This window comes from Flectobacillus roseus (assembly GCF_030056595.1).
Taxonomy (GTDB): Bacteria; Bacteroidota; Bacteroidia; order Cytophagales; family Spirosomataceae; genus Flectobacillus; species Flectobacillus roseus.
The window spans coordinates 82,138-105,257 of sequence record NZ_JASHIF010000004.1; the positions used below are offsets into that span (position 1 = coordinate 82,138).

Sequence of the window (23,120 nt, forward strand, 5' to 3'; positions counted from 1 at the left end):
ATGAAAAGATTTTCATTTCTTATATACCTCCCTGTTGCCCTATTCCTTCTTTTTACACAAAGCTGTCAGAAGAAAACACCTCCTGCCTTTGAGTTGTTAGATGGCGAAACTACAGGTATTGATTTTTCGAACGACCTCAATCCAACCAAAGATTTTAATATTTTTCGTTATATGTATTTCTACAATGGTGGAGGTATTGGCGCAGGAGATTTAAACAATGATGGTTGGGTAGATTTGGTCTTTACTGCCAACATGAGCGACAACAAAATCTTTTTGAACAAGGGTAATATGAAGTTTGAAAATGTTACAGAAAAATCAAACTTCAAAGGAGGAAAAGGTTGGTCAAACGGCGTATCGATTGTCGATATAAATCAAGATGGCTTATTGGATATTTATGTCAATCAAGTTGGTGATTTTGAGGTGTTAAAAGGGCATAATTTATTATTTGTTTGCCAGAAAATAGGCGCTGATGGCGTACCTGTGTATGAGGAGCAATCTCAAAAATATGGACTTGATTTGATTGGATTTGGTACACAAGCTGCCTTTTTTGATTATGATTTAGACGGTGATTTGGATATGTTCCAGCTCAATCACTCGGTGCATCAAAACGGAACTTTCGGTTCAAGAGATAATTTTAAAGGAACTATTCACCCTTTGGCTGGCGATAGATTTTACGTAAATAATAATGGCAAATTTGAAGAAATAACGCAGCAGGCAGGTATTGCTGCCGATGCTTTGGGCTATGGATTAGGTATTGGTTTGGGCGATTTCAATTTTGATGGATACCCAGATATGTATATTGGCAATGATTTCCATGAAAATGATTATTTGTACATCAATCAAAAAAATGGAAGTTTTGCTGATCAACTTACAAGTCAAATTGGTCATACCAGCCAGTTTTCGATGGGAGTCGATGTCGCTGATTTGAACAATGATTTTTTGGATGATATTGTGTCAATGGATATGCTTCCTTATGACCGTGAAATCCTCAAACGATCGGAAGGAGAAGATTCCTATTCTACCTTTTTCTACAAAATTCAAGCAGGTTATGGGTATCAGTTTTCACGCAATAACTTACAGCTCAACCGCGGCGATAATACTTTTAGCGAAATAGGTTTATATGCCAATATGTTTGCCACAGACTGGTCGTGGTCGCCATTGATTTTTGATTTTGATAATGACGGTCGAAAAGATTTATTTGTATCCAACGGTATCCCGAAACGAGTAAATGATATGGATTATATCAATTTTATTTCTTCGGAAGAAGTACAAAATAAGCTCGACCAAAAGCAAATGGATGAAAAAGATATTTCTTTGGATGGAAAACTTCCTGAAATCAAAATTCCGAATCAGTTCTTTAAGAATAATCCTAATTTAGCCTTTGAGGAAATCGCTTCGCAAATCGCCAATAATCAAAATTCCTATTCCAATGGCGCTATTTATGCCGATTTGGACAATGATGGCGATTTGGATATTGTGACCAATAATATCAATGAAAAAGCTTATGTCTACAAAAACTTAGCAGATGCTTACGTACCAGAGCAAGGACATACAAGATTGTATTTAAAAGGCAAAGCCCAAAATCTTAATGCAATAGGAGCGAAGGTGTTGATTTTTAAGAAAAATGAAACCCTTTATTTTGAAAAATTCCCTGTAAGAGCATTCCAAGCGAGTATGGAGATTCCGATGGTGATGGGATTAGGCAATCGTGCCGAGGTGGATTCTGCGTATTTGATTTGGCCAGACCGAACTTTTCAGAAAATTAGAAAAGAGGACTTAAAAGATTCGTTAACGATTTCTTACAAGGCTAATCTTCCTGTATTTGATTTTGAAGGTTTCAAAAATAAATATCGTCCGAAAACATATTTCAAAGACGTTTCAGAAATTCTCGGAGTAACAGTAAAACATGAAGAAAATCTTTTCCATGAGTTCGAAAGAGAAGCGTTAATTCCTCATAAAATGTCCTCGGAAGGACCAGCGCTAGCGGTTGCTGACATCAATCATGATGGTTTGGAAGATTTCTTTATTGGTTCATCGCAAACTAGTTTGGCAAAAGTGTATCTTCAGCAAAGTAATGGGAAGTTTAAAGAAATCGCTCAACCCGATTTGCAAAAAGATCTGAATTATGAGGAGGTAGATGCGCAATGGGTAGACATCAATGGCGATTCACATGTAGATTTGCTAGTGGCAGAAGGTGGAAATCAATATGCTGTCGGCTCCGAATATATCCAGCCTCGTTTGTATCTCAATGATGGGAAAGGCCTTTTAAAAGCTCTAGGAGGTGCTTTTCCAGCAGTTGCAATGACCGAAGCTTGTATCAAAGCACAAGATATAGATGGCGATGGTCGTCCAGAAGTTTTTGTGGGTGGGCGCTCGGTTCCTTTTGCTTATGGTAAAATTCCTCATTCGTATTTGTTCAAATACAATGGAAAACAATTTGTGGATATTACAGCCAAAACAGCTCCAGAATTATCCGAAGTAGGTTTGGTCAAAAATGCTGAAAGTGTAGATTTAGATAAAGATGGCGACATGGATTTACTGTTGTCTTTGGAATGGGATGGACTTTGTTTATTCGAAAATCAAAAAGGAAAGTTGGTGAAAAAAATGCTAACTCAAGAAAGAGGTTGGTGGAATTTTACCTACACTACTGACATTGATGCTGACGGTGATTTGGATATTGTGGCAGGGAACTTAGGCTTAAATAGTCGATTAAAAGCCTCTCCTGAGCAACCTGTGCGTTTGTATGTGAATGATTTTGATAAAAATGGCTCAACCGATGGCTTATTGACCTATTATTTAGGTGGACAAGAAATTCTATTTGCCAATAAGACTGAGACGCAAAAGCAGTTTCCTTTTATGAAAAAGAAATTTTTGTTAGCCAAGGATTTTGCTAAAGCCGAAATCAAAGACTTGGTAGGAAGCACTGAACTAGAAGCAGCCAAAACCTTAGAAGCCAACTATTTTTCAAATGCTGTGCTTCTGAATGATGGAAAAGGAAACTTTAGTATCAAAGCCTTGCCATATCAGGCGCAATTTGCCCCATACTTTGCAGCACAAGCCATCAATGCCAATAGCGATAATCTGCCTGATTTTCTCCTTATGGGTAATTTTTATGATTGTAATGTTCAAATGGGACGCTACGATGCCGATTATGGAACCTTGTTGGTCAACAAAGGAAAAGGAGATTTTGAGGTGAAGCCTTTAGGTATTTCTATCAAAGGACAAGTCAAACGATTGAAAGCAATCAAAATACAAGGAAAGACCTATATTTTGGTCGTAAGAAACAATGATACACTGGTGGTATTGTCGCAAGTCTAATACTTTTTCCAAATGGTCGAATAAATGCTAAAATACAAACCTCACTATGCGTAAAAGCGTGGTGAGGTTTGTATTTTTGTAAGGAAAAGTTGTAGATAGAGGGAACAGGGGCAAAGGTGCAGATGCACAAAGTGAAAATCGGAGTAGCCTAATGCGTTTGTCTCTTTTTAACCCAATATACCCATACAAAAAATGACCTTGAAAATGCCTAAAGCTTTGGCTCATAGCATTCTGTTTATATGAAAAAAATAGTTGGATTACTAGTATCAATATTATGTTTCTGGAGTTGTTCTACATCGCCCAAGGATACGCTTTTTGAAGAGCTATCTGCTAGCCACACTGGTGTAGATTTTACCAATCATATCCTCGATCGACCAGATTTTAACATTTTTAACTACCGCAATTTTTATAATGGCGGCGGTGTAGCCCTTGGCGACCTCAATAACGATGGTTTGCCTGACCTTTTTTTGACTTCTAATTTTGAACAAAACCGTTTGTATCTCAACAAAGGCAATTTACAGTTTGAGGATATTACCGAAAAAGCAGGGATTTCTGGGAAAAAGTTTTGGAGTACAGGCGTAACCATGGCAGATGTCAATGGCGATGGTTTGCTGGATATTTATGTTTGTAATTCAGGAAATAAAGATAACCGTGGGAATCAGCTCTACATAAATCAAGGAATAAAAGCTGGAATGCCGTCTTTCAAAGAACAAGCTCAAGAGTATGGCTTGACCAATGGTGGTTTTACGACTCATGCCGCATTTTTTGATTATGACCGCGATGGCGACCTCGATATGTATTGTCTCAACAACAGCTTCACGCCAATGGATAGGCTGGGATATGCCAATCTCAGAGCAAAAAGAGATGCGTTAGGAGGCGATAAACTCTATCGTAATGATAATAACCATTTTGTGGATGTCAGCGAACAGGTAGGTATTTATGGTAGTTTGATTGGTTTTGGATTGGGAGTAACCATCGGTGACGTTAACAACGACAACTGGCCTGATATTTATGTTTCTAATGATTTTTATGAAAGAGATTACCTCTATATCAATCAGCGAAATGGTACTTTCAAAGAATCTATTGAAGAACAAATAGGTCATACACCTTTATCCTCAATGGGATCCGATATTGCCGATTTGAATAACGACGGTTGGCAGGATATTATCGTAACCGAAATGTTCCCCGAAAGTGAGGAGCGTGTCAAGCGTACTGCCACGTATGAGAGTTATGATTTCTTCCAATTCAAGCTCAAGCAGGACTACTATTACCAATATATGCGCAATATGGTGCATATCAACAATGGCGATGGGACTTTTTCGGAAATGGGTCAGCAATTGGGATTGCACGCCACCGACTGGAGTTGGGGTGGTTTGATGTTTGATATGGATAACGATGGTTTAAAAGACTTTTTTGTGGCAACTGGTATCATGAAAGACCTCACCGACCAAGATTATATTGCCTTCTTGGGCGACGAAAATACCATGCAACAAATGTTGAATGGTAAGAAATTTGATTATCATGAGTTTGTCGATAAAATGACCTCTACGCCAGTCCCCAATTATGCTTTCAAGAATTTGGGGAGTCTTAAATTCGAAAACCACGCAGAAGATTTTGGACTTGAAGGACCAGGGTTTTCGAATGGCGCTGCTTATGCTGATTTAGACAACGATGGTGATTTGGATTTAGTGGTAAATAACAATGACTCTCCTGTTTCGATTTATAAAAATAAAACAAACGAAAAACTTCAAGCTAATTATCTGAAAGTTCGTTTGAAAGGATATGAGAAAAATGCTTTTGGAGTAGGAGCAAAGGTTTCAATTTTTCAAAAGGGAGAACAACAGGTTTTACAACAACTACCAAATCGAGGCTTTCAGTCGTCGATGGATTTGTCTTTAAATTTTGGTTTAGGAAAAAGCACAAAAATTGATTCCTTGGTAATTGTATGGAGCGATGATGCCAAACAGACCTTGCGAAACGTCAAAGCGAATCAAACCCTTACGCTAGACCACGCCCAAGCCCCAGAGAAATTTGTGTATAAAGCGCCAATTAATCCTAAACCATTGTTAGTTAACCATACCGAACAGTCAGGTTGGAAATATACCCATGTCGAAAATGACTTTGTAGATTATAACCGAGATGGTTTGCTCAAACAAAAATATTCTACCCAAGGACCAGCTTTGGCGGTAGGCGACATCAATGGCGATGGTATCGAAGATGTGTTTATTGGAGGCTCGGCTACACAACCCAAACAAATATATCTTCAAACAGCTTCTGGACAGTTATCCTTGAAAAATATGCCTTCTTTTGAACCATATAAGGGTTTTGAGGTGGTAGATGCCCTATTTTTTGATGCCGATGGTGATAAAGATTTGGACTTATATTGGGTAACAGGAAGTAACGAATTTTTACCCAATGACCCACAATTGGCGGATTGTCTTTTCTTGAATGATGGCAAAGGAAACTTTACCTATAGTCCAGCGCTACCTACTAATCGCACGAGTGGTGCTTGTGTCAAAGCCTTAGATTATGACCTAGATGGCGATTTGGATTTGTTTGTGGGCACTCGTATGACCCCCGCACGCTATGGACAGAATCCAAATAGTTTTATCCTTCAAAATGATGGTAAAGGAAGTTTCAAAGATGTTTCAAGCCAGCTTCTCGGAAATAGTCAAGCCTTGGGAATGATTACCGATGTGACTATTCAAGATTTGAATGGCGACCGTTACCCCGAAATTATTGCTGTGGGCGACTGGATGCCTGTGGTTATTTTACAAAATAATAAAGGGAAAAACTTTACAAAAACAGATCTCGGAAATCAAGCATTGAACGGTTGGTGGAATGCCATCCAAGCTGCAGATTTGGATAATGATGGCGATTTAGATTTTGTGTTGGGTAATTTAGGCAATAACCATCACTTCAAAGTATCTGCCACCGAGCCAGCAGAATTATATGTAAATGATTTTGATAAAAATGGTTCTTATGAGCAAATCATGACCTGCTATCGACAAGGAAAGCCTTGGCCAATGGTTTTGAAAGCCGATTTGCAAAAGCAGTTACCAGAAATAAAACAAAAGTTTTTGAAGTTCTCGGATTATGCTTCAGCACAAATGGGAGATCTTTTTGAAGATAGTCAATTGGAATCTGCCTCGGTGCAAAAGGTGGATAATAGCGAGTCTGGTGTTTTATGGAATTTGGGTAAAGGACAATTTAAGTTTACGCCATTTCCTATGATGGCGCAAACCTCGCCTATAACCAGTATTCAGTGTATTGACCTGAATAAAGATGGCGTCTTGGAAATTATCATGAATGGCAACTTCTTTGATGTTTTACCAGAAATCGGCAGATTTGATGCCAACTACGGCGTAATTCTTCAAAATGATGGGAAAGGTAATTTTAGAAAAATGACCTCTTTAGAAACAGGGTTTTTAGTAAAAGGACAAGTGCGCAAAACAAGAATTCTCAAAAAAGCCAATGGCAAAAAAGCCCTACTCATCGCCAAAAATAATGATATAGCAGAGGTTTGGGATATAGTGAAGTAGTATGAGTTGTGAGTTTTGAATGATGACTTTTGAGCTAAAATAGGTTGCTTTTTAGATTTAGCGTATTGCTTAAAAAAGCTCCTACAGAGCTGAGGTAAATGCTTGAAACGTTCCTTCCAATTTTCCTAATAAACCGAAGGATTTCAGACTATTGCAGATTTGGGATTTCTGATTTCGGAAATAAAGTAAAATACCTATGTTTTTTACAAAATATAGAAGGTTATACTTCTGAAATCCAACATCCGATATCCGAAATAGACACATGGTAGCATCAAAAAAGCGGTCGAAAAGTGCTTTTCAACCGCTTTTTTGATGAATTATCCAATAACGAATAACTATTAACAAGTAACCTTTACTCAAACATCAAATACAAAGTAACTGAGTGAGAGTTCAGTTTTTGTATAGCGTTAGAATATGAAAATGGATTAGTCGGTGCTACGTACATATTGACTAAGCCATGTGAGAATCGTAGTTCTGGGGTGAATTTGAAGTATTTGAAAAACTGTTCAAATCCAATACCATATTCAATTGAAAAATCTCCAGTTTTGGTATTCAATCGAGTAGTTGTTGCCGCATTTTTACGAACATTTGCTTCAAGACCAAGCTTAAATCCTGCATCGACAAACATCCTCGAATTACCTCGTCTTTGAGATTTTAGCTTTAATAGCACAGGTATTTCAAGCCACGTTGACTCTCGCAATTCGGGTGGATAATTGGGAGAGTTGTTGAAACGATAATCAATTTCACGACCATAAAGCGCAATATTAATGCCCGTTTTGAGATCAAAGTGCTTGCTTAGCGTAAAATTGGCAATACCTCCAACAAGGAAGGCAAAATTGCCTGGCGAAACAATCGACCTTGATGTATCAGAGGTAGACGCTACTTGAGGTCCATGATACAAGTTGAATCGAGCATCTCCAAAACCAAAAAGAAACCCAAAATGCACAAGTTTTTCATCATAAAACTCGTCATAAATTCTTTTGTATTTGTAGCGTTGAGCCTGAGATTTTTGCGAAAACCCTAGCACCAATATGCCTGTAACAGCAGCAAAAATTATTTTTTGCCAATGTAAATCGTACTTATTCCGAACGTAAGTGGTAAGCATTGCGTCTGAGTAAAACCTGCTTTGTGATATACCTTCAAAAAGTCTTCACCATCAGGAAATGCTTGTACAGACTCTGGAAGATATGTATAAGCCGATGAATCTTTTGAAACCATATTACCAATAGTAGGCAAAATGTATTTGAAATAGAAATTATAAATCTGTTTGAAAGGGAATGATTTTGGCTTTGAAAACTCCAAAACAATACATGTACCTCCTGGCTTCATTACACGACACATATCGGTAAGCCCTTTCTCCAAATTTTCGAAGTTTCTTACGCCAAAACTAACGATGACAGCATCAAAAGTATTGTCTTCGAAAAGTAATCTTTCCGAATCGCCCAATTGCATTTCGATGATATTATCAACACCTAATTTCTTGATTTTCTCTTTTCCCACATTCAACATTCCTTCCGAAATATCCACTCCGACAATTTTTTCAGGCTTTAGAGCCAATGCCTCAATAGCAAAATCACCCGTTCCTGTAGCAATATCCAAAATATTTTTTGGCTGGGCAGCTTTCAATAGTTTGATGGCTTTTTTACGCCATAAAATATCAATACCACCGCTCAAAAGGTGATTCAAAAAGTCGTATTTATGTGAAATATTATTAAACATTTGAGCTACTTGCTCCTTTTTGCTAGCCTCTTGCTCTTTGTATGGAAGTACTGTCATTGTACAAAATATTTTGATGAAAAAAATGCCTTGGAAGTCTAACCGCTCTTCTGTAATTTGTAGAATCCAAAACAGACCACAAAGTTACACTTCCTATTTGAGATAACAGCCTGTAAAATAAGAATGTTTTAGGATACCTAAATTATCCCTACCTTAGTGTATCTGGAGTGTGGAGCTATCAGAAGGATTTGGGATTTTAGATTTCGGGTTTCAGATTCGTAAATATCTAATGGTTTTAACTTAAAAACCTACCAGAATTCCAAATCCACAATCAAAAATCTCTTATCCCAAATATTCCTAACCTTTCAAATCCGTAGCTATGATGTACTTATTGAGTTTACTAATGATATTGGCTGGTATTTTGCACTTTGTGAAGCCCAAGTTTTTTCTAGCAATCATGCCGCCATATATTCCTGCTCATCAATTAATGGTGGCATTGAGTGGTGTTGCTGAAGTTATTTTTGGGACAGGACTCTTATTTGACAATACTCGTTCGTGGGCTGCGTGGGGATTAATCGTACTTTTTGTGGCGGTTTTTCCAGCCAATATTTACATGGCGACTTCCGATAAATTTAAACAATTTCCTAAATGGATTTTGTATGCTCGTTTGCCACTTCAATTTGCCCTCATGGCATGGGCACATAGCTATGTGTGATGGCTGTCGGCTGTCGGCTTTCAGCTATCGGCGGTTTGTGGCTATTGGTTTTCGGCTTTCAGTAGTTAGTGACTATCGGCTATTGAAAGGGTATACTTCCAATAGCCGATAGCCGACAGCTGACCGCCGATAGCCAACATCTGACCACCATCCACTCTTTCTAACTCATAAAATAATCTATGAAAACACGTTTACTATTAGTGGGAATATGCTTGTTTTGGGGCTTTTCCTCATTTTCTCAAAATGCTTATTATGATGCGCTCACCTTGCGTGTGTACAAGGATTCTTTGGACAAAATTTATCCAAATGCAAGCCGAGGTGGTGCCAAGCGGACTTTCTTTGGCTATTTGGATACCAAGAGAGTCATGAATGCTAAAGATTATGAGGCGATTAAAAGTTTTGTAAAAAAGCCTTTTTCTAAAGTCAATAATGAGCTGAATACGATTAATCAGTTGCCTAATGCCTTTAAATTGTTTCATGAATTTGATGGCGCGCAAGCGGTGATTAACGACAAAGCTCGTGTAACAGCTAAGGCAATAGATACGCTTATGAGCAAACTCAAACTACGTATTGATTCGCTCAATACACGCTATAAAGTCAATGTGGTATATAAAACGACCAACTTTGCGGGTTCTGAACGTTTGCCTATTTCGAGCCGTAATTTGTATGTAAAGTTTGAGCCAATGCCTGATTCTGTCCGACAAAAATATCAAGAGTCGATTCAAATAACTCAGTTTAAGGTGGGTGAAATAGCGTCTGATTTGGATTCGACCTTAAGCGAAATGGCGGGCGCTCGCATAGCGATTATGGATTCGGTTATTAACAAAAATCTTATCAAGAAAAAAGAAAAAGAGATTCTCGAAACGCAATCTTTTGTGACTACAGATGCCCTTAACAATACGCGTAAACCTCAGTTGCAAAGTACTTCAACCTCTGGTTCGGGCTTGTCGCTCGACATGACTACTCGCATGGTGGACGCCACCGCCAGATGGTTGGTAAAACGTACTAAACAAGAATTGACTTTAGCTTTTTTTGATAAACTCCGAAATCGTCTCGATACGATTCCTGAGCTGAGGGCTTTCTTTCCTGCTACTTACTTGATGTTACAAAACGATGAAAATATCTATCGTTTGCCTTCTCTTGGAAATACTTGGTTGGCGGCTTTTCATTCGGATGTAACCAAAATTCCACAGAATTTTGAAAGTTATATTCAACAATATCATCCAGAAATGTTGAAAGAAGATAGTTTCAAAATCTTCTTGATGACTTATCATTCTTTTGATTTATTGGAAAAAGGTACCAATCCAGCAACGCTTTTAGATTTTCTGAAAACACGTTATGCCACCGATGCCGACATTCGAACTTCGGAAGTGAGTCGCACGATACGTTTGTTGGCTTTGTTGTCAGACAACCTTATTGATTTGACTAACGACCCTGCCAATAAGATGTGGATTCGTCCTTCGGAGGCACTGAAGCAGTTTTCGGATCCTTTGGTTGGTCGCTATTTTTTGGGCTTGTTGTACCAAAAAGACACCTTGCTTTTCAATAATTTGAAAATAGGTGCGGATGGACAAAGCCTTGGGAATTGGCTCGGTGAGTCCAATAATCGTTTGGAATATTTTAATCAGACAGTTAGCCAGTTTTTACTCATGCTAGATGATATTCAAAAGCAAATTTTGTATAATTCTACTTCGGATAATCTGCCTTTGCGAGATGTGAAGCCATTTTTACACTACACCCAATCGATTTTTGACATGGTGAATGTAGGTTTTCAAATCAAGTATTTACTAAAAAGTGGTGAGCCAGATACAAGTTTTTACAAAAGTGCTTACAATCAAAAATGGAAACCCATCGCCACCGATGCCATCGAAGCAATTAAGGCATTTTACACCAAAAGTTACGGTTCAGGCTTATTGCATACTATTGCAGCGATGAAGCCTATTTGGACAGAGGTTAGTCCCAAAGATGTGCGTTTGGGGCTTTTGAATAATGGTTTGGCGATTTTACAAAAAACACATATTACTCAGGTAGAAAAAGATTTGGTGGTAAATAAAGGCTTGATCGCAACAAAAGAAAAAGAAGCGAATGTGCTCTTAAAGCAACTAAAAGACAACATGGACAAAGATTCTTTGAGAATTTTGACCATCAAAAAACTACAAGAAACCAAAACACAATTGGAGTTGCTACAAAAGCAAGTAGAAGATTTGACAAGTCAGAAAAGGACTTTTGAAAGTATTCAGAAAAGCTTATCAGAAGTAAAAAATATTGATGAATTGATGGCTCAAAATAATACCAAGGTTCAGGAAAAACAGAAGGAACGTCTTAAAGCAAAATTTGACCAAATTACGTTTTATGCTAATTTTATGACTGATGTAATTACCTCTGATTCGACCACGGATTTGCAAGAGATTATTGATAAATATGCAGCTCCCGTTGGCTCGTATAGTCTCAAACGCAAAAATGCTTTTAGTCTCGATATCAATGCTTACCCAGGGTTATATGCAGGCGTTGAGCAACCCATTGCCTCAAGTAGAGGCGTATCGCAAAGTGCCTTTGCGACAGGTATTACCGCTCCGATTGGTGTGGCTTTTAGTTGGGGCAAAAAACGTAAAGTATTGGGCGGTTACGAAAGAGATAGTCGAGGAGGACATTCGCTGAGTTTATTTGTGCCAATTGTAGATATTGGGGCGGCATTTAGTTATCGTTGGTCGCAAGGAGATGAGATTAATGGTTTTCCGAAAATCAAGTTTTCTCAAATCTTTGCGCCTGGTTGTTATTTGGTTTGGGGTGTCAAAAATGCGCCAATTGCCTTGAAAGTAGGAGCACAAATTACACCACAATTAAGAGATGTCAACGTAACCAGTTCCTCAGGCGGTTTGACTAATACCGTTTCAGAAGTAAGCATGTTGCGTTATGGCATGACGTTGAGTGTAGATATACCAGTTTTTCATCTTTTTGAAAAAAGAATGAGATAGGGTGTGAATGTTTTTGAATGAGTGGTTATTATTTACAAGTAGAGACGCAATGCTTTACTTCTAGCGATATGTCATTCCTCTTAGCGGGCGACTTAAGTCGCCTGCTAAGAGGAAACCATTTTGAGGTATCGGCTTTCAGTTTAGGGCTTTGAAAAAAAGTATGTCTTTGGTTATTATAAATATTTTTGAACTCCTTGCCTTGTGCCTATTGCCTAAAAAACTCAAATCTAATTTTGCTCACTTTCTCAAGTGTCTCCTTTACAAAAGCTCTTTTAACAACTCCTTAAGTTTGGGGTCGGATGGGCGAGGAGCGTTGGTGTTGATAAATTTGCCATTTTTGTCAATAATCATATAGCGAGGAATGGATTTAATCTTATATTTTTTGGCAAGCTCCGAGCCGAAATCTTTGGACAAAAGATAATTAGCTGAAAGAGAAAGATCTTCTGCTTTTAAAGCCTTTTGCCAAGCTACTTTGTTTTCATCCATCGAGATGGTAATTACTTGCAATCCTTTGGCTTGATAGGAGGCAATAAGCTTTTTAGAATCAGGAATCTCTTGTCTACACGGTGCACACCAACTTGCCCAAAAGTCAAGGTAAATGACTTTTCCTTTGTGTTGTTTTAAGATTTCATCCATAGAAATACTCTCATTTTTTTCAGATAGTAGATTTCCATTTTTGACTTTTGGACCACTTAGATATTTCTCTTTGAGATACTCGACATATTCTTTGTTTTGCGAAGTATTGAGATAATTTTGGAGTGCAGTATCAAACTTAGCATCTTGTTTTTGAGGATGACAAAGAAATGCGAACAGCAAAAAATCTTTGATTTTTCCTCTAAAATTACTTGAAATAGATTGTTCGATACCACCAAAATCGGTAGTTGATACCATCGCCTTTTTTAGCAAGGCTTTTTCATAATTGATCAATGCCGTACGAAATTGAGCATCCTTCAGAAAGTTTTCATTTTGATAGGCGGCTTTTTCTTTTTCGAGTAGTGCCCACGCCGAGCCCGACGTGTTTTTCCCTTCAGGATATAAGTAGTTTGAGGCAATCATTGCCAGATAATTGCTGTAGACATGATTTTTTAGTATTTCTATATAGCTTGGTGCTACGACATTTTTGGTATTTGCAGCATCAATTTTTTGCCAAATAGAGCGGTAGTCTAGCGATTTGCCAAAAGCAAAAAAATCTTGATTACTGGCAATAATAGGTACTAAAAAAGCCAATTCGTTAGTGCGGTTTTTATCGTCAGATACCAATCTTGTGATTTTTTCAGCATCCTTGATAACATACAGTTTCTCCGAATTGGTAATGGGAAACGTCATTTGTTTCTCAGTATCCTTAAGAATTAGCAAATCCCTAAAAGCGACTTTGATTTTTTTAGTTTGATTAAATTCAATTGGCGTCGGGAATTCTTGAAATTGATTGTAGTAATACAGATAGGCTTTTTCGCCTGGTTTAAGCTTACTAATGATTTCGACAGTGTCGGTAGAACTGTCATTTTGTGCAGATCCTGCAAAGGCAAAAAAGAGTAAAAGTACGAATAGAGATAGTGTGTATTTCACGGTAAAATTTGGTTGTTATGGTGAGAAAATTAAAAATTGCTGTTTTATCATTTTAAAATAATACATACCTCTCAGTGAAAATGCCTTAAAAGCCGAACTAAGGAAACTGAACCGAAAAGTATGTTTTATATCTCAATCGTTTACCGTCTTGTAAAGCAGGAAACCACGGTGCGGAGGCAAATAACGCTTCTTTTACATGCCCTTCTAGACCTTTATCGGTATTGTTGGTAGGTAGAATATGAACTCCAGAGATGCAACCATTTTTTTCGATAATGATTGAACACAAAACCATGACCTTATCTTGAATAGAGCTTTTAAAGTGTTTTTGTATATATTGTTTTACAAAACGATTCAGCACCATATTTCCTTCGGGGGAAGTTGCAGGATGTTGTGTTGCCATATATACCATCGTATCAGATCTAATTTCTCGGTAAGAACTCATAAAAGATTCAATATCAAATACCCTGATTGTCTCTTGCTTTTGCGCATGACTTGTATATGCCATTGTACCAATAAGAAGGAGATTGATGAGAATGAGTTTCATAGGGGTATAGCATTACTTTTTTAGTAGCTCATCAAAAACCTTTATCAGTCTAGGGTCGGAAGGACGTGGGGCATTTTGATTAATAACTACCCCTTTAGCATCAATAATCATATACCTAGGAATAGAGATAACCTTATATTTTTGAATAAGAGTATTGTTTTTAGGATTGGTTATTAAGAAGTTTTTCTTCAAAGGTAAAGCAAGTTGATTTATTGCTGTTTTCCATTGAGTAGCATTTTGATCAATGGAAAGGTATATGAAGTTTATATCCTTTTCATACTTTTCTTGTAACTTTTTAGAATGCGGTACTTCGACTCGACAAGGTCCACACCAAGATGCCCAGAAGTCAACATAGGTAAGTTTATTTTCCTTTAGTAATTCACTCAATGACTGCTTTTGATTTTGTACAGATAACACTTCATCACGGTTATTGATTGGAGTAAAAAAGAAAGCATATTTATCACGGACTATATTTTTAGCTGTACTATCTTGAGTATTGTTAAGAAAGGAATCATAGTATTTTTTACTGATATTTCTCGAAAAAGACTTGAAAATCCTGTCTAATTCTCGCATTAAAAGAAAGTTTTTATGTCTGGTTAGAAATAGGTCACTCTGGTTTATTTTATCATATATTTCAGCGTAGTCTCTATTAGTAAGATCATTAAATGGAATTTCTTTGGCTTTTTCTACAATAAATTTATCGGTAATACATTCAGCTAATTTGTAATGGTATTTGTCGGGGTAAAGAAGCGTATTAGGGTAGGAGTTTAGTAATATTCTGGCAGAATCAAAGTTTATTTTAGATTCTAAGATATTTAGTGAAAGCAAAAAAGTCCTAAATTTCATTTTATTAAAACTAGCCGTATTGGTGGAAATTAGGGCATTTTGCTCTAAAGAATCTACTATTTGAGTAGCCGATTTTATACAAGCGGCAATTTCCTCAAATGCTTGTTTTTTTACGAGATTCTTTTTTTTAGGAGTCTTCAATGCCTCCTCAATAGACATAAAATGTAGTGGATTGTAGTATTTTTTGACTAAAATTAATGGGTTTTTATCTCTGTGATATAATATATCATCTACCTTAAATTCTAAAGGCTGAGTTGTTCTGTTGGTTACCTTTATCGCTATTTGCTCATTATTTAAAGATAGAATAACCTTATCTCCATTTTTAACAACTACTTCAACTTCACTTTGTAAGGTTTTGCAATTGAGTATGTAGAAATCATCTTCTGTAGAGAATAATAAGGTTGTGATGGTATCTTTTAATGACTGTTTGTTGAGTATTTCAATCCCATTGGGATGACGACTATCATACACAGTTACATAGGGGAATAAATACCAAAAATTATTGTACTTATCAATATTCCGTTTTGTTTGTTTATCCATTGTCACGACTATAGAATCTGGTTTTTGAGTCTGTGAAATAGATGAAAAACAAATGGGTATGAAAAGCAATAAGAAGATGAGATTGACTTTCATTCTGGATTGTTTTTGAGGTTTAGACTATATTGATTGTTGGATAATACGTGTTAACTGGTAAACTGAGAACTGATAAATGTTGCGATTTTTCAAAGAGAGAACTTCACTCACAGAAATTCATTCAATTCCACACAAGTGTATCGCTATTCGTTCATTACTTTTCTTTGAGTAATTCATCAAAAACTGTCTTAAGTTTAGCATCCGAAGGACGTGGGGCGTCAGCATTTATCACTTTGCCATATTGATCAATAAGCATATATCTGGGAATGCTTGTGATATTAAACTGCGATAATATGGCAGAGTTTTTGGACGTGCCTATCAAATAATGGCTTTCCTTTGACATATTTCGGGCAAGTATGGAGTTTTCCCAATGTTTGTAGTTTTCATCTTGGGAGAGATAAACAAAGTTAATGTTGGGATATTTTTTCTGAACCTCATGCGAATATTTCATTTCTTCAATACATGGTTTACACCAGCTTGCCCAAAAATCTAAATAGGTGATTTTTTCAGCATTTTTTTCCAATAACTGCTTCCAAGTAAGTGTTTTTTTGTCTGAAAAATGAATAACAGTCGAACTATCTAATGATTTATTCCCACTCGAATTTAAAGTATTCGCCATGAATTGATATTGCTCTTTTAGATTGTTTTTCAACATAATATTTTCAGCATCTTTTTGGAAATAAGTATAAAGTGTAGAGATATTTTTAGAAGAATTGATAATACAAAAATCAACGAATCTATATAAAACGATGTCTCGTGTTTTTCCTGAATATTTGGTTTTGAGGTTTTGATAGAAGTCTATTTCAGATTTTCCTGCTTGTAACAAAGATTCTAATAAAAGGACAGAATACCCATAAATTGGAATTTCGCTGGCACTATCATCAATTTTAAAATCAGCAAGGAAACGGGCTACTTGAGCATCCTGAATGATAGCTTTATTTTTTAGGAGATTTTCTTGGTAAAGAGCCAAGAAATCATAATACTGTTTGTAGTAAAATTCCTTTCTGATGAAATTCTTAAAAGCTGAGTTTGAATGGTTGACTTGAAAGAATTGGTTAGCAAATGCTATATGATTTTGATAGGTATCTTTTATTTTTTGAAATCTTTTCTCTGGTTTATCATCACGGAAAGGTATTGGCACAGACCAACCTTCATAATTCCCAAATTGCTCTCTGAACAGAGGGAAAAAAGAAAGCTCTTTATTTCTTTGGTCAGATTTGGTAGAAATGTTGGTGATTGATTGTGGCTTTTCTAGAAATACGGTATCGTTTGGATATAACAAAAAAGTATTCTGCACAATTTTACTATTACCCATCATATCAGAACTGATGAGTCTAACAGGAATATTACTTTTTATAAGAATCGTATCGTGGGCTGCTGTAGCGTCATAAGGTTGAGTAGCGGCATCAAGCAATGAAGACCAATCAAAAAAGATTTGCTTCTTCAAGGGATTATTGATGATAATGGTAATGTTTTGTGGCGTCGTAGGCAGTTCTTTACTCGACTGATTATCGCCTTGTCTATCGCTTTTACATGAATGGAAAATAATACAGAGTAGAGCTATAATAACAGGTTTCATAGTTGTAGGGTTTGTGTTTGTATAAGAGATTATTTGATACATTTTTCAGAATGTATCAAAAGAAAAAGATTCTCAATTATGCAGATTAAAATGAGCTATTGTTGTAATAATTTATCTAATACAGTTTGTAAGCTAGGGTCGGATGGGCGAGGAGCATTATTATTGATTATTTGTCCATCTTTGCCAACTATCATATACCTAGGAATTGATTTGAATTTATGTTGTTGGTTAAACTTGGAGTTTCCGAAATTCAGTATTTTAAAATTGTTAGCGTATTGGTCAAGAGCTAAACGTTCGCTTGCTTTGGCCCATTTTTGAAAGCTGTCATCTGTTGAAAAAAATACAACCTCAAGATTACGGTCTTTATAGGTTTGAGAAAGTTGCTTTGAATATTTCATTTCTTCGATGCATGGTCCGCACCAACTTGCCCAAAAGTCAATAAAAAGAATCTTACCTTTTTTGCTTCTTAGTATATCTTCTATAGAAGTTTGTTGTTTAGTGAGTGATTCTAAATGTAAATTTGAGGACTTATTATTAGCAATAATATCTTGTTGATATTTTTCTTGTGCCTTTTCTATAAGGCTTTTATTCTTGGCAAATGCGGTAAATAAACGTAAGTATTTATCAGTTTCAGTACGAAAAAAGTAGTCAACATTACTTAAACCTAGTAATAGCATTTGCTCTTTTACCTCATGGCTCAACAACGATGAATTCATGACTAACCTAAAACTTTCTCTAGGGTCTCTGAAATTAAACGGATTAACTACTTCCCATTTCACTTTTGAGGCAAAATATCTTCTTTCATAATTTTGAACACAGGCATTCAAATAATAATCATTGAAATGAGTTTTGGTAAACCCTTCATTAAGTTTCTTCACTGATGAAAGAGAGTCCATTTTTCCAGACATTAACTGTATTTTGAAAAGTAAATTGGCATATTTCTCTTGGTAAAAAGCGTACACTTCCTTAGAGATAAGCCTTTGTCTATTCAAAGAGTCTAAAAACTCTTGGGCTTTGTTATTAATGAGATTCATTGGCGTAATCAAGTCTGTCGCCATTTGATTTTCCAGTGTTTCAATATAAATCGCTTTTTCGCGAGCAGTTCGTGTACTGTGTGTCTTAATTATTTTTGGGTCATCATAGAAATATTTCATTGCTGCCATTCGGATATCGTCAGATTTACCCGTTATCAAATAGGCATCGGCTTCCTTTTGATGGAAATGTTTTTCGACAGAAAAGTCCAAAGGGGTATAATTGAAATTTGAGTATTTTACCGTGATGGGTTTTGATTGGTCAAAGTCAATCAAAAGAGAGTCTCCTTTATGGGCTAAGAAATCTTGAAACTCAAATGCACTCAAATATCTACGAACCATAACCCAATCAGATGCAGTGAAAAAACTTGCTTCTTTTTTTTGAGCTATTTCATTGAAAAAAATCCCCTCAACTTCTGAATCAGCACTGAAAACTAGATATTGGAGTCTCCCTGAATCACGGGTTTTCGTTTTCAAAACACTGTTAAAAACTGGCTTGCCCGTAAACTGTACATGAATTATCCCATTAGCTGATTTTTGGGAAGAAGAATCTTCGATAGATGGCTTCGAGAAGTTGCGGTCAATTGGAGTTGAGGCATAGTTTTGAATGAATGAAAAGCATGAAATGAGGAAAGAGAGTGTAAAATGTTTCATAAGTGAGTGAGGTTATTGATGGGTGAGTTTATCAAGTTAATTTTAAAAACTGTTTATTTTTATAAACAGTTTTTAAAATTAGATATTGTATAAGGTGTTGATTTATAGATTTTTGGTAGTAATGTTGTTTGAAAAGTGTAGAACCAATGTATTTGCCTTCTATTTACTTGGAAGAAATATAGTAATGTTCAAAATCCTGTTTAGAAGGTTTTAAATCAATCCCATATTTGTTTTTTAAAGTCTCAGTTAGCTCAATAATTGACTCGACAGGAACTTCAAAATCATATTTTTGACTTGAGTCAATAACTGTAGAAAACTTAAACGGGGTAAACGAACTTAAATGCATGGAGAGCGCTTTTAGTGTAAGCCCAATTCCTACAAAATATTGCTTGCCACCAATGGTAGCATAGCCAGCAGAAGATCCTTTCTGTGCGTTGTTGCTTACCGCTTTTGCATTGAGAATAGTGGCATTAGCTTCAAGTTTTGACGGTTTGTCTATCTCAAGCAGGAAAATATCTTTGGTTAGAGGTTTTTGCACAATGTTGAGATTGAAATAACTTTCAAGTCCCTTAATAATTATCTCTCTTGACTCTGGATAAGTCATGGTATTACTTTTGAAAATAAGACCAATCCTTTTAAGTAATGTAGAGTCAGGAACTGAAAACGTTATGCCTGTTAAATTAACATTGGTGACATATAAAAGAGCATTCTTAAGATAGCAATCTCTTAGTCTAAAAAATACTTTTTTATCAACAACCCTCAATTCGGAAATACCTTGATATAAGGTATCTTTATCATAAAGGTTGAATACAAATTGTGCATTTTTATCTATTGATGGGGCAGGTTCTTTAGCAACTAGGGCTTTTTTACTAACAGTTGGAATTGTCTCAGGAGTTTTGGTAGATAATTCTCCATTTAGAAATTTATTGATGAGTTTCTCATCGAGATTACTAGAATGCCCTCTCCAAACTACTTCGCCAGCAGGATTAATCATTAGGACTTCAGGAATGCCTTTCACATCGAAGTGTTTGAAAGTACTGCCGAGACTATCAAGCACAAAGTTTTGATTGAACGACCTTCGAGAGAGGAACTCTTTGACAGGTTTTATCTCTTCCTCAGATATCGCCAAAAAAAGTATTTTATCTTTATAGCTTTTGGCTATTTCATTGGTTTCAATGAGTCCTTTAATACAAGGGCCACACCATGTTGCCCAAAAGTCGAGAATGACATACTTCCCCTTAATTGATTGTTTGGATGAGTTCATCCAAGTGGAAATATGAACATTATCAATATCCTTTTGTGCCATACTAGGTAAGGTGTAAAAGATAAAATAGGTACATAGGCAAAATAATGAAAGTCGTTTAGTTAAAGTGAGTTGCATGGAGGGTGGAGTTTTGGTGTATCAAAATTATTCAAAAATCTGAGAGCCTAAATGGGCTTTGTCATTGCATCTAAAATACAGGAATTCATGGTGTTTTTAAAGGCAGTCTATCGAAAAATGCTCGATTTACCCTATTTATTAACTTTGGATAAGAATAGGTTTTGAAATTTTTGTAAGAAAAACCACAGGTTTAATTCTTGGGGGTAAAGAAGAAGATGTTGTATCTTATTTCTTCAAATACTCATCCAAAAAACTTCTTATATTTTGGTTTGTCGGTCTGGGTGCATTATCGCTGATTATGGTACCATCGCGTCCTACGAGCATATAACGAGGAATAGAACTTATTTTATAGTAGAATTTGAAAGGCTTGTCTTTTGATGCTCGAATGTCTAATATCGTGGAGTCAGTGGTACGAATATTTTCAGCATATAGCATAGCGCTATGACTTTTAAATAGAATGCAAATCCAGAAAAAGGAGAGAAGGAAATAGGTTTTGTACATGATTTTTGGAGGTTTAGATATAGGAGTAAAAGTTTGATTTGAAAAAGTCTACTAAGCTTTTAGTTATAGCAAATTTTAGAAAACTTATTTAGATTTCCAAATCAAAAAAAGATAAAAATCACCTTTCTGAGCTGTAGGAGCGAGTCATGATAAAAATCAGACAAATTCTTACAGCTCAATAATTTTTATCATAAATAGTATGCTTGCATAATATTTTTATTTGTATTATTTTTACTTAAAATAGAATATAACTTTTAAAGAAATAAAATCCTATTTAATATATGGCACAACAATATTCTCGTCGAAATCTCGACTTTATGCTCAAGGAGGTACTCAAAGTGGGAGAACTTACGCAGTATCCTCATTTTCAGGATTACACTCCTGATATGTTTGATATGGTATTGGATACGGCTGAGGAAATTGCCGATAAAATCATGCGTCCTGCCTACGTGGAATCTGACCGTAAACAACCTGAGCTTATCAATGGTCAGGTAAAAGTGCATCCTGCCGTAAAGGATTACATGAAAGCGATGGGGGATTCTGGCATGATTAGCGCCACTTTCCACTATGAGCATGGTGGACAGCAATTGCCTTTGTTGGTCAATGCCGCCAATGAGTTTATTCGTGGCGCTGCGCACAATTCATTTGTGATGTTTACGGGCTTGACTGCTGGTTCGGCACATTTGATTTATTCTTTTGGCTCAAAAGAATTGCAAGAAAAATTTGCTGACCGTATGATTACCGCTGAGTGGACAGGCACGATGTGTTTGACTGAGCCTCAGGCAGGAAGTTCTTTGTCGGATGTCGTGACTACGGCCTCGCCTCAGGCAGATGGAACCTATAAAATCAAAGGACAAAAGGTATTTATCTCTGCGGGTGATCATGATATTGCCGATAATATTATTCATTTGGTATTGGCAAGAATCGAAGGCGCTCCGCTGGGTACCAAAGGTATTTCATTGTTTGTGGTACCGAAGTTTAGAGCCGACGACGCTGGCAATTATACGATAGACAATGACGTGGTTTCGACGGGTATTTATCATAAAATGGGTCAAAAAGCTACGCCAGCGATGCACTTGACTTTTGGTGATAAGGATAATTCTGTGGGGTATTTGGTAGGAGAGGCCAATCGTGGTTTGCAATATATGTTCCAAATGATGAACGAAGCTCGTTTGGGTGTGGGTATGGGTGGTACTTATATTGCTTCGGCTGCCTATTATGCGGCTTTGGAGTATGCCCAAGAGCGTCCACAAGGTCGAAGATTAACGAATAAGAATCTCGTTGACTCACAGACGTTCATTATCAATCACCCTGATGTGCGTCGTATGCTGACGTTCCAAAAGGCGATTGTCGAGGGTTGTATTGGTTTGTTGTTCCAATGTTATTGGTGGCAAGATATGATTCATGGCTTGGGTAGCGACAGCGAGGAGGCAAAAGCTTATCAAACGATGCTAGATTTGATGACGACGGTTGCCAAAACATATCCAGCCGAATATGGTATCAAAGCGGTAAATGAAGGTTTGCAAGTATTTGGAGGGTATGGATATACCGAAGATTTTCCCTTGGAGCAAATGGCACGCGATGTAAGAATTATGTCGATTTATGAAGGTACTACAGGAATTCATTCGTTGAATTTACTGGGTAGAGGTGTTACCGCTAACGGTGGCAAAGCGCCTCAACTTCTTTTCGCTGAAGTGATGAAAACCGTTGCAGAAGCCAAAACACATGAAGTATTGTTACCGTATGCCGAAAAGCTAGAAAAGGAATTAGGTCGTTTACAGAAAGTGACTATGCACTTGCTTGGCTTGGCCGCTCAAGGAAACAATGAGGTCTTTTTGGCAGATGCGACCTTGTATATGGAGTTGTTTGGTGTTATCACCGTGGCTTGGCAATGGTTGAAACAAGGAATTGTAGCACAAAATGCGATAGAGCAACAAGCGCCGACTGGCGATGAACTGGCGTTCTATCAAGATAAAATTCATACGATGAAATTCTATTTCCATTATGAATTAATCAAGACTTTGAGCCTTGCCGCCAGATTGTTGGATACTGAAGTACTGACGGTGTTACAAGAGGAGGTAGAAGCCTAAATGCTATCTATATCGGATTTGGGATTTTT

The 23,120-nt window shown here is 36.7% G+C and carries 14 protein-coding genes; 5 read left to right on the top strand and 9 right to left on the bottom strand.

Annotation, left to right across the window (positions count from 1 at the left end; genetic code table 11):
* Both QM524_RS05145 and QM524_RS05150 read left to right on the top strand, forming a co-directional pair.
* On the top strand, positions 1-3,318 hold the full coding sequence (locus QM524_RS05145; RefSeq protein ID WP_283343762.1) for a VCBS repeat-containing protein: 3,318 nt from the start codon (positions 1-3) through the stop codon (positions 3,316-3,318).
* Positions 3,319-3,557: 239 nt separating this feature from the next.
* Entirely contained in the window at positions 3,558-6,860 is a 3,303-nt protein-coding gene (locus QM524_RS05150; protein WP_283343763.1) for a VCBS repeat-containing protein, read from the top strand.
* 352 nt (positions 6,861-7,212) lie between these two features.
* Here QM524_RS05150 and porT read toward each other — a convergent pair whose 3' ends face one another.
* Both porT and ubiE read right to left on the bottom strand, forming a co-directional pair.
* Positions 7,213-7,965, bottom strand: coding sequence for a type IX secretion/gliding motility protein PorT/SprT (gene porT / locus QM524_RS05155; RefSeq protein WP_283343764.1), 753 nt, complete (start codon positions 7,963-7,965; stop codon positions 7,213-7,215).
* A complete protein-coding gene (gene ubiE / locus QM524_RS05160) occupies positions 7,914-8,636 on the bottom strand; it encodes a bifunctional demethylmenaquinone methyltransferase/2-methoxy-6-polyprenyl-1,4-benzoquinol methylase UbiE (protein ID WP_095161934.1) in 723 nt (240 codons plus the stop codon). The genes porT and ubiE overlap by 52 nt, the downstream gene beginning before the upstream one ends.
* A gap of 319 nt (positions 8,637-8,955) precedes the next feature.
* Between ubiE and QM524_RS05165 the strand changes: the two genes are divergently transcribed.
* The gene (locus tag QM524_RS05165; RefSeq protein WP_283343765.1) at positions 8,956-9,291 is read left to right on the top strand and encodes a DoxX family protein; all 336 of its coding nucleotides are present in this window, start codon (positions 8,956-8,958) and stop codon (positions 9,289-9,291) included.
* 179 nt (positions 9,292-9,470) lie between these two features.
* The gene (locus QM524_RS05170; protein ID WP_283343766.1) at positions 9,471-12,266 is read left to right on the top strand and encodes a kinetochore Spc7 family protein; all 2,796 of its coding nucleotides are present in this window, start codon (positions 9,471-9,473) and stop codon (positions 12,264-12,266) included.
* A gap of 258 nt (positions 12,267-12,524) precedes the next feature.
* Here the strand turns inward: QM524_RS05170 and QM524_RS05175 are convergent, their stop codons facing one another.
* From QM524_RS05175 to QM524_RS05205, 7 genes are all read right to left on the bottom strand, one after another.
* Entirely contained in the window at positions 12,525-13,832 is a 1,308-nt protein-coding gene (locus QM524_RS05175; RefSeq protein WP_283343767.1) for a TlpA family protein disulfide reductase, read from the bottom strand.
* 97 nt (positions 13,833-13,929) lie between these two features.
* The gene (locus tag QM524_RS05180; RefSeq protein WP_283343768.1) at positions 13,930-14,376 is read right to left on the bottom strand and encodes a hypothetical protein; all 447 of its coding nucleotides are present in this window, start codon (positions 14,374-14,376) and stop codon (positions 13,930-13,932) included.
* A 12-nt stretch (positions 14,377-14,388) separates the two neighbouring features.
* On the bottom strand, positions 14,389-15,855 hold the full coding sequence (locus QM524_RS05185) for a TlpA family protein disulfide reductase (protein WP_283343769.1): 1,467 nt from the start codon (positions 15,853-15,855) through the stop codon (positions 14,389-14,391).
* A 154-nt stretch (positions 15,856-16,009) separates the two neighbouring features.
* Positions 16,010-17,434 carry a TlpA family protein disulfide reductase gene (locus QM524_RS05190; protein ID WP_283343770.1) on the bottom strand — a complete coding sequence of 475 codons (1,425 nt, stop codon included), beginning with the start codon at positions 17,432-17,434 and terminating at the stop codon, positions 16,010-16,012.
* 95 nt (positions 17,435-17,529) lie between these two features.
* Complete coding sequence (locus tag QM524_RS05195; RefSeq protein WP_283343771.1) at positions 17,530-19,119, bottom strand: redoxin family protein; 1,590 nt, start codon at positions 19,117-19,119, stop codon at positions 17,530-17,532.
* A 163-nt stretch (positions 19,120-19,282) separates the two neighbouring features.
* Positions 19,283-20,425 (bottom strand): TlpA family protein disulfide reductase, encoded by a 1,143-nt coding sequence (locus QM524_RS05200; protein WP_283343772.1) that lies wholly within the window; start codon positions 20,423-20,425, stop codon positions 19,283-19,285.
* A gap of 300 nt (positions 20,426-20,725) precedes the next feature.
* The gene (locus QM524_RS05205) at positions 20,726-21,001 is read right to left on the bottom strand and encodes a hypothetical protein (RefSeq protein WP_283343773.1); all 276 of its coding nucleotides are present in this window, start codon (positions 20,999-21,001) and stop codon (positions 20,726-20,728) included.
* A gap of 281 nt (positions 21,002-21,282) precedes the next feature.
* On the opposite strand from QM524_RS05205, the gene QM524_RS05210 reads away from it, so the two are divergent.
* Positions 21,283-23,091 (top strand): acyl-CoA dehydrogenase, encoded by a 1,809-nt coding sequence (locus QM524_RS05210; RefSeq protein ID WP_283343774.1) that lies wholly within the window; start codon positions 21,283-21,285, stop codon positions 23,089-23,091.
* The last annotated feature ends 29 nt before the right edge of the window (positions 23,092-23,120 follow it).

Excerpts from the sequence above, each read along its gene's own strand:
- porT (WP_283343764.1), bottom strand. The coding sequence starts at position 7,965 with ATGCTTACCACTTACGTTCGGAATAAGTACGATTTACATTGGCAAAAA.
- QM524_RS05190 (WP_283343770.1), bottom strand. The coding sequence starts at position 17,434 with ATGAAACCTGTTATTATAGCTCTACTCTGTATTATTTTCCATTCATGT.
- QM524_RS05200 (WP_283343772.1), bottom strand. The coding sequence starts at position 20,425 with ATGGCACAAAAGGATATTGATAATGTTCATATTTCCACTTGGATGAAC.
- QM524_RS05150 (WP_283343763.1), top strand. The coding sequence starts at position 3,558 with ATGAAAAAAATAGTTGGATTACTAGTATCAATATTATGTTTCTGGAGT.
- QM524_RS05195 (WP_283343771.1), bottom strand. The coding sequence starts at position 19,119 with ATGAAACATTTTACACTCTCTTTCCTCATTTCATGCTTTTCATTCATT.
- QM524_RS05145 (WP_283343762.1), top strand. The coding sequence starts at position 1 with ATGAAAAGATTTTCATTTCTTATATACCTCCCTGTTGCCCTATTCCTT.
- QM524_RS05180 (WP_283343768.1), bottom strand. The coding sequence starts at position 14,376 with ATGAAACTCATTCTCATCAATCTCCTTCTTATTGGTACAATGGCATAT.
- QM524_RS05165 (WP_283343765.1), top strand. The coding sequence starts at position 8,956 with ATGATGTACTTATTGAGTTTACTAATGATATTGGCTGGTATTTTGCAC.
- QM524_RS05210 (WP_283343774.1), top strand. The coding sequence starts at position 21,283 with ATGGCACAACAATATTCTCGTCGAAATCTCGACTTTATGCTCAAGGAG.
- QM524_RS05205 (WP_283343773.1), bottom strand. The coding sequence starts at position 21,001 with ATGTACAAAACCTATTTCCTTCTCTCCTTTTTCTGGATTTGCATTCTA.
- ubiE (WP_095161934.1), bottom strand. The coding sequence starts at position 8,636 with ATGACAGTACTTCCATACAAAGAGCAAGAGGCTAGCAAAAAGGAGCAA.
- QM524_RS05185 (WP_283343769.1), bottom strand. The coding sequence starts at position 15,855 with ATGAAAGTCAATCTCATCTTCTTATTGCTTTTCATACCCATTTGTTTT.
- QM524_RS05170 (WP_283343766.1), top strand. The coding sequence starts at position 9,471 with ATGAAAACACGTTTACTATTAGTGGGAATATGCTTGTTTTGGGGCTTT.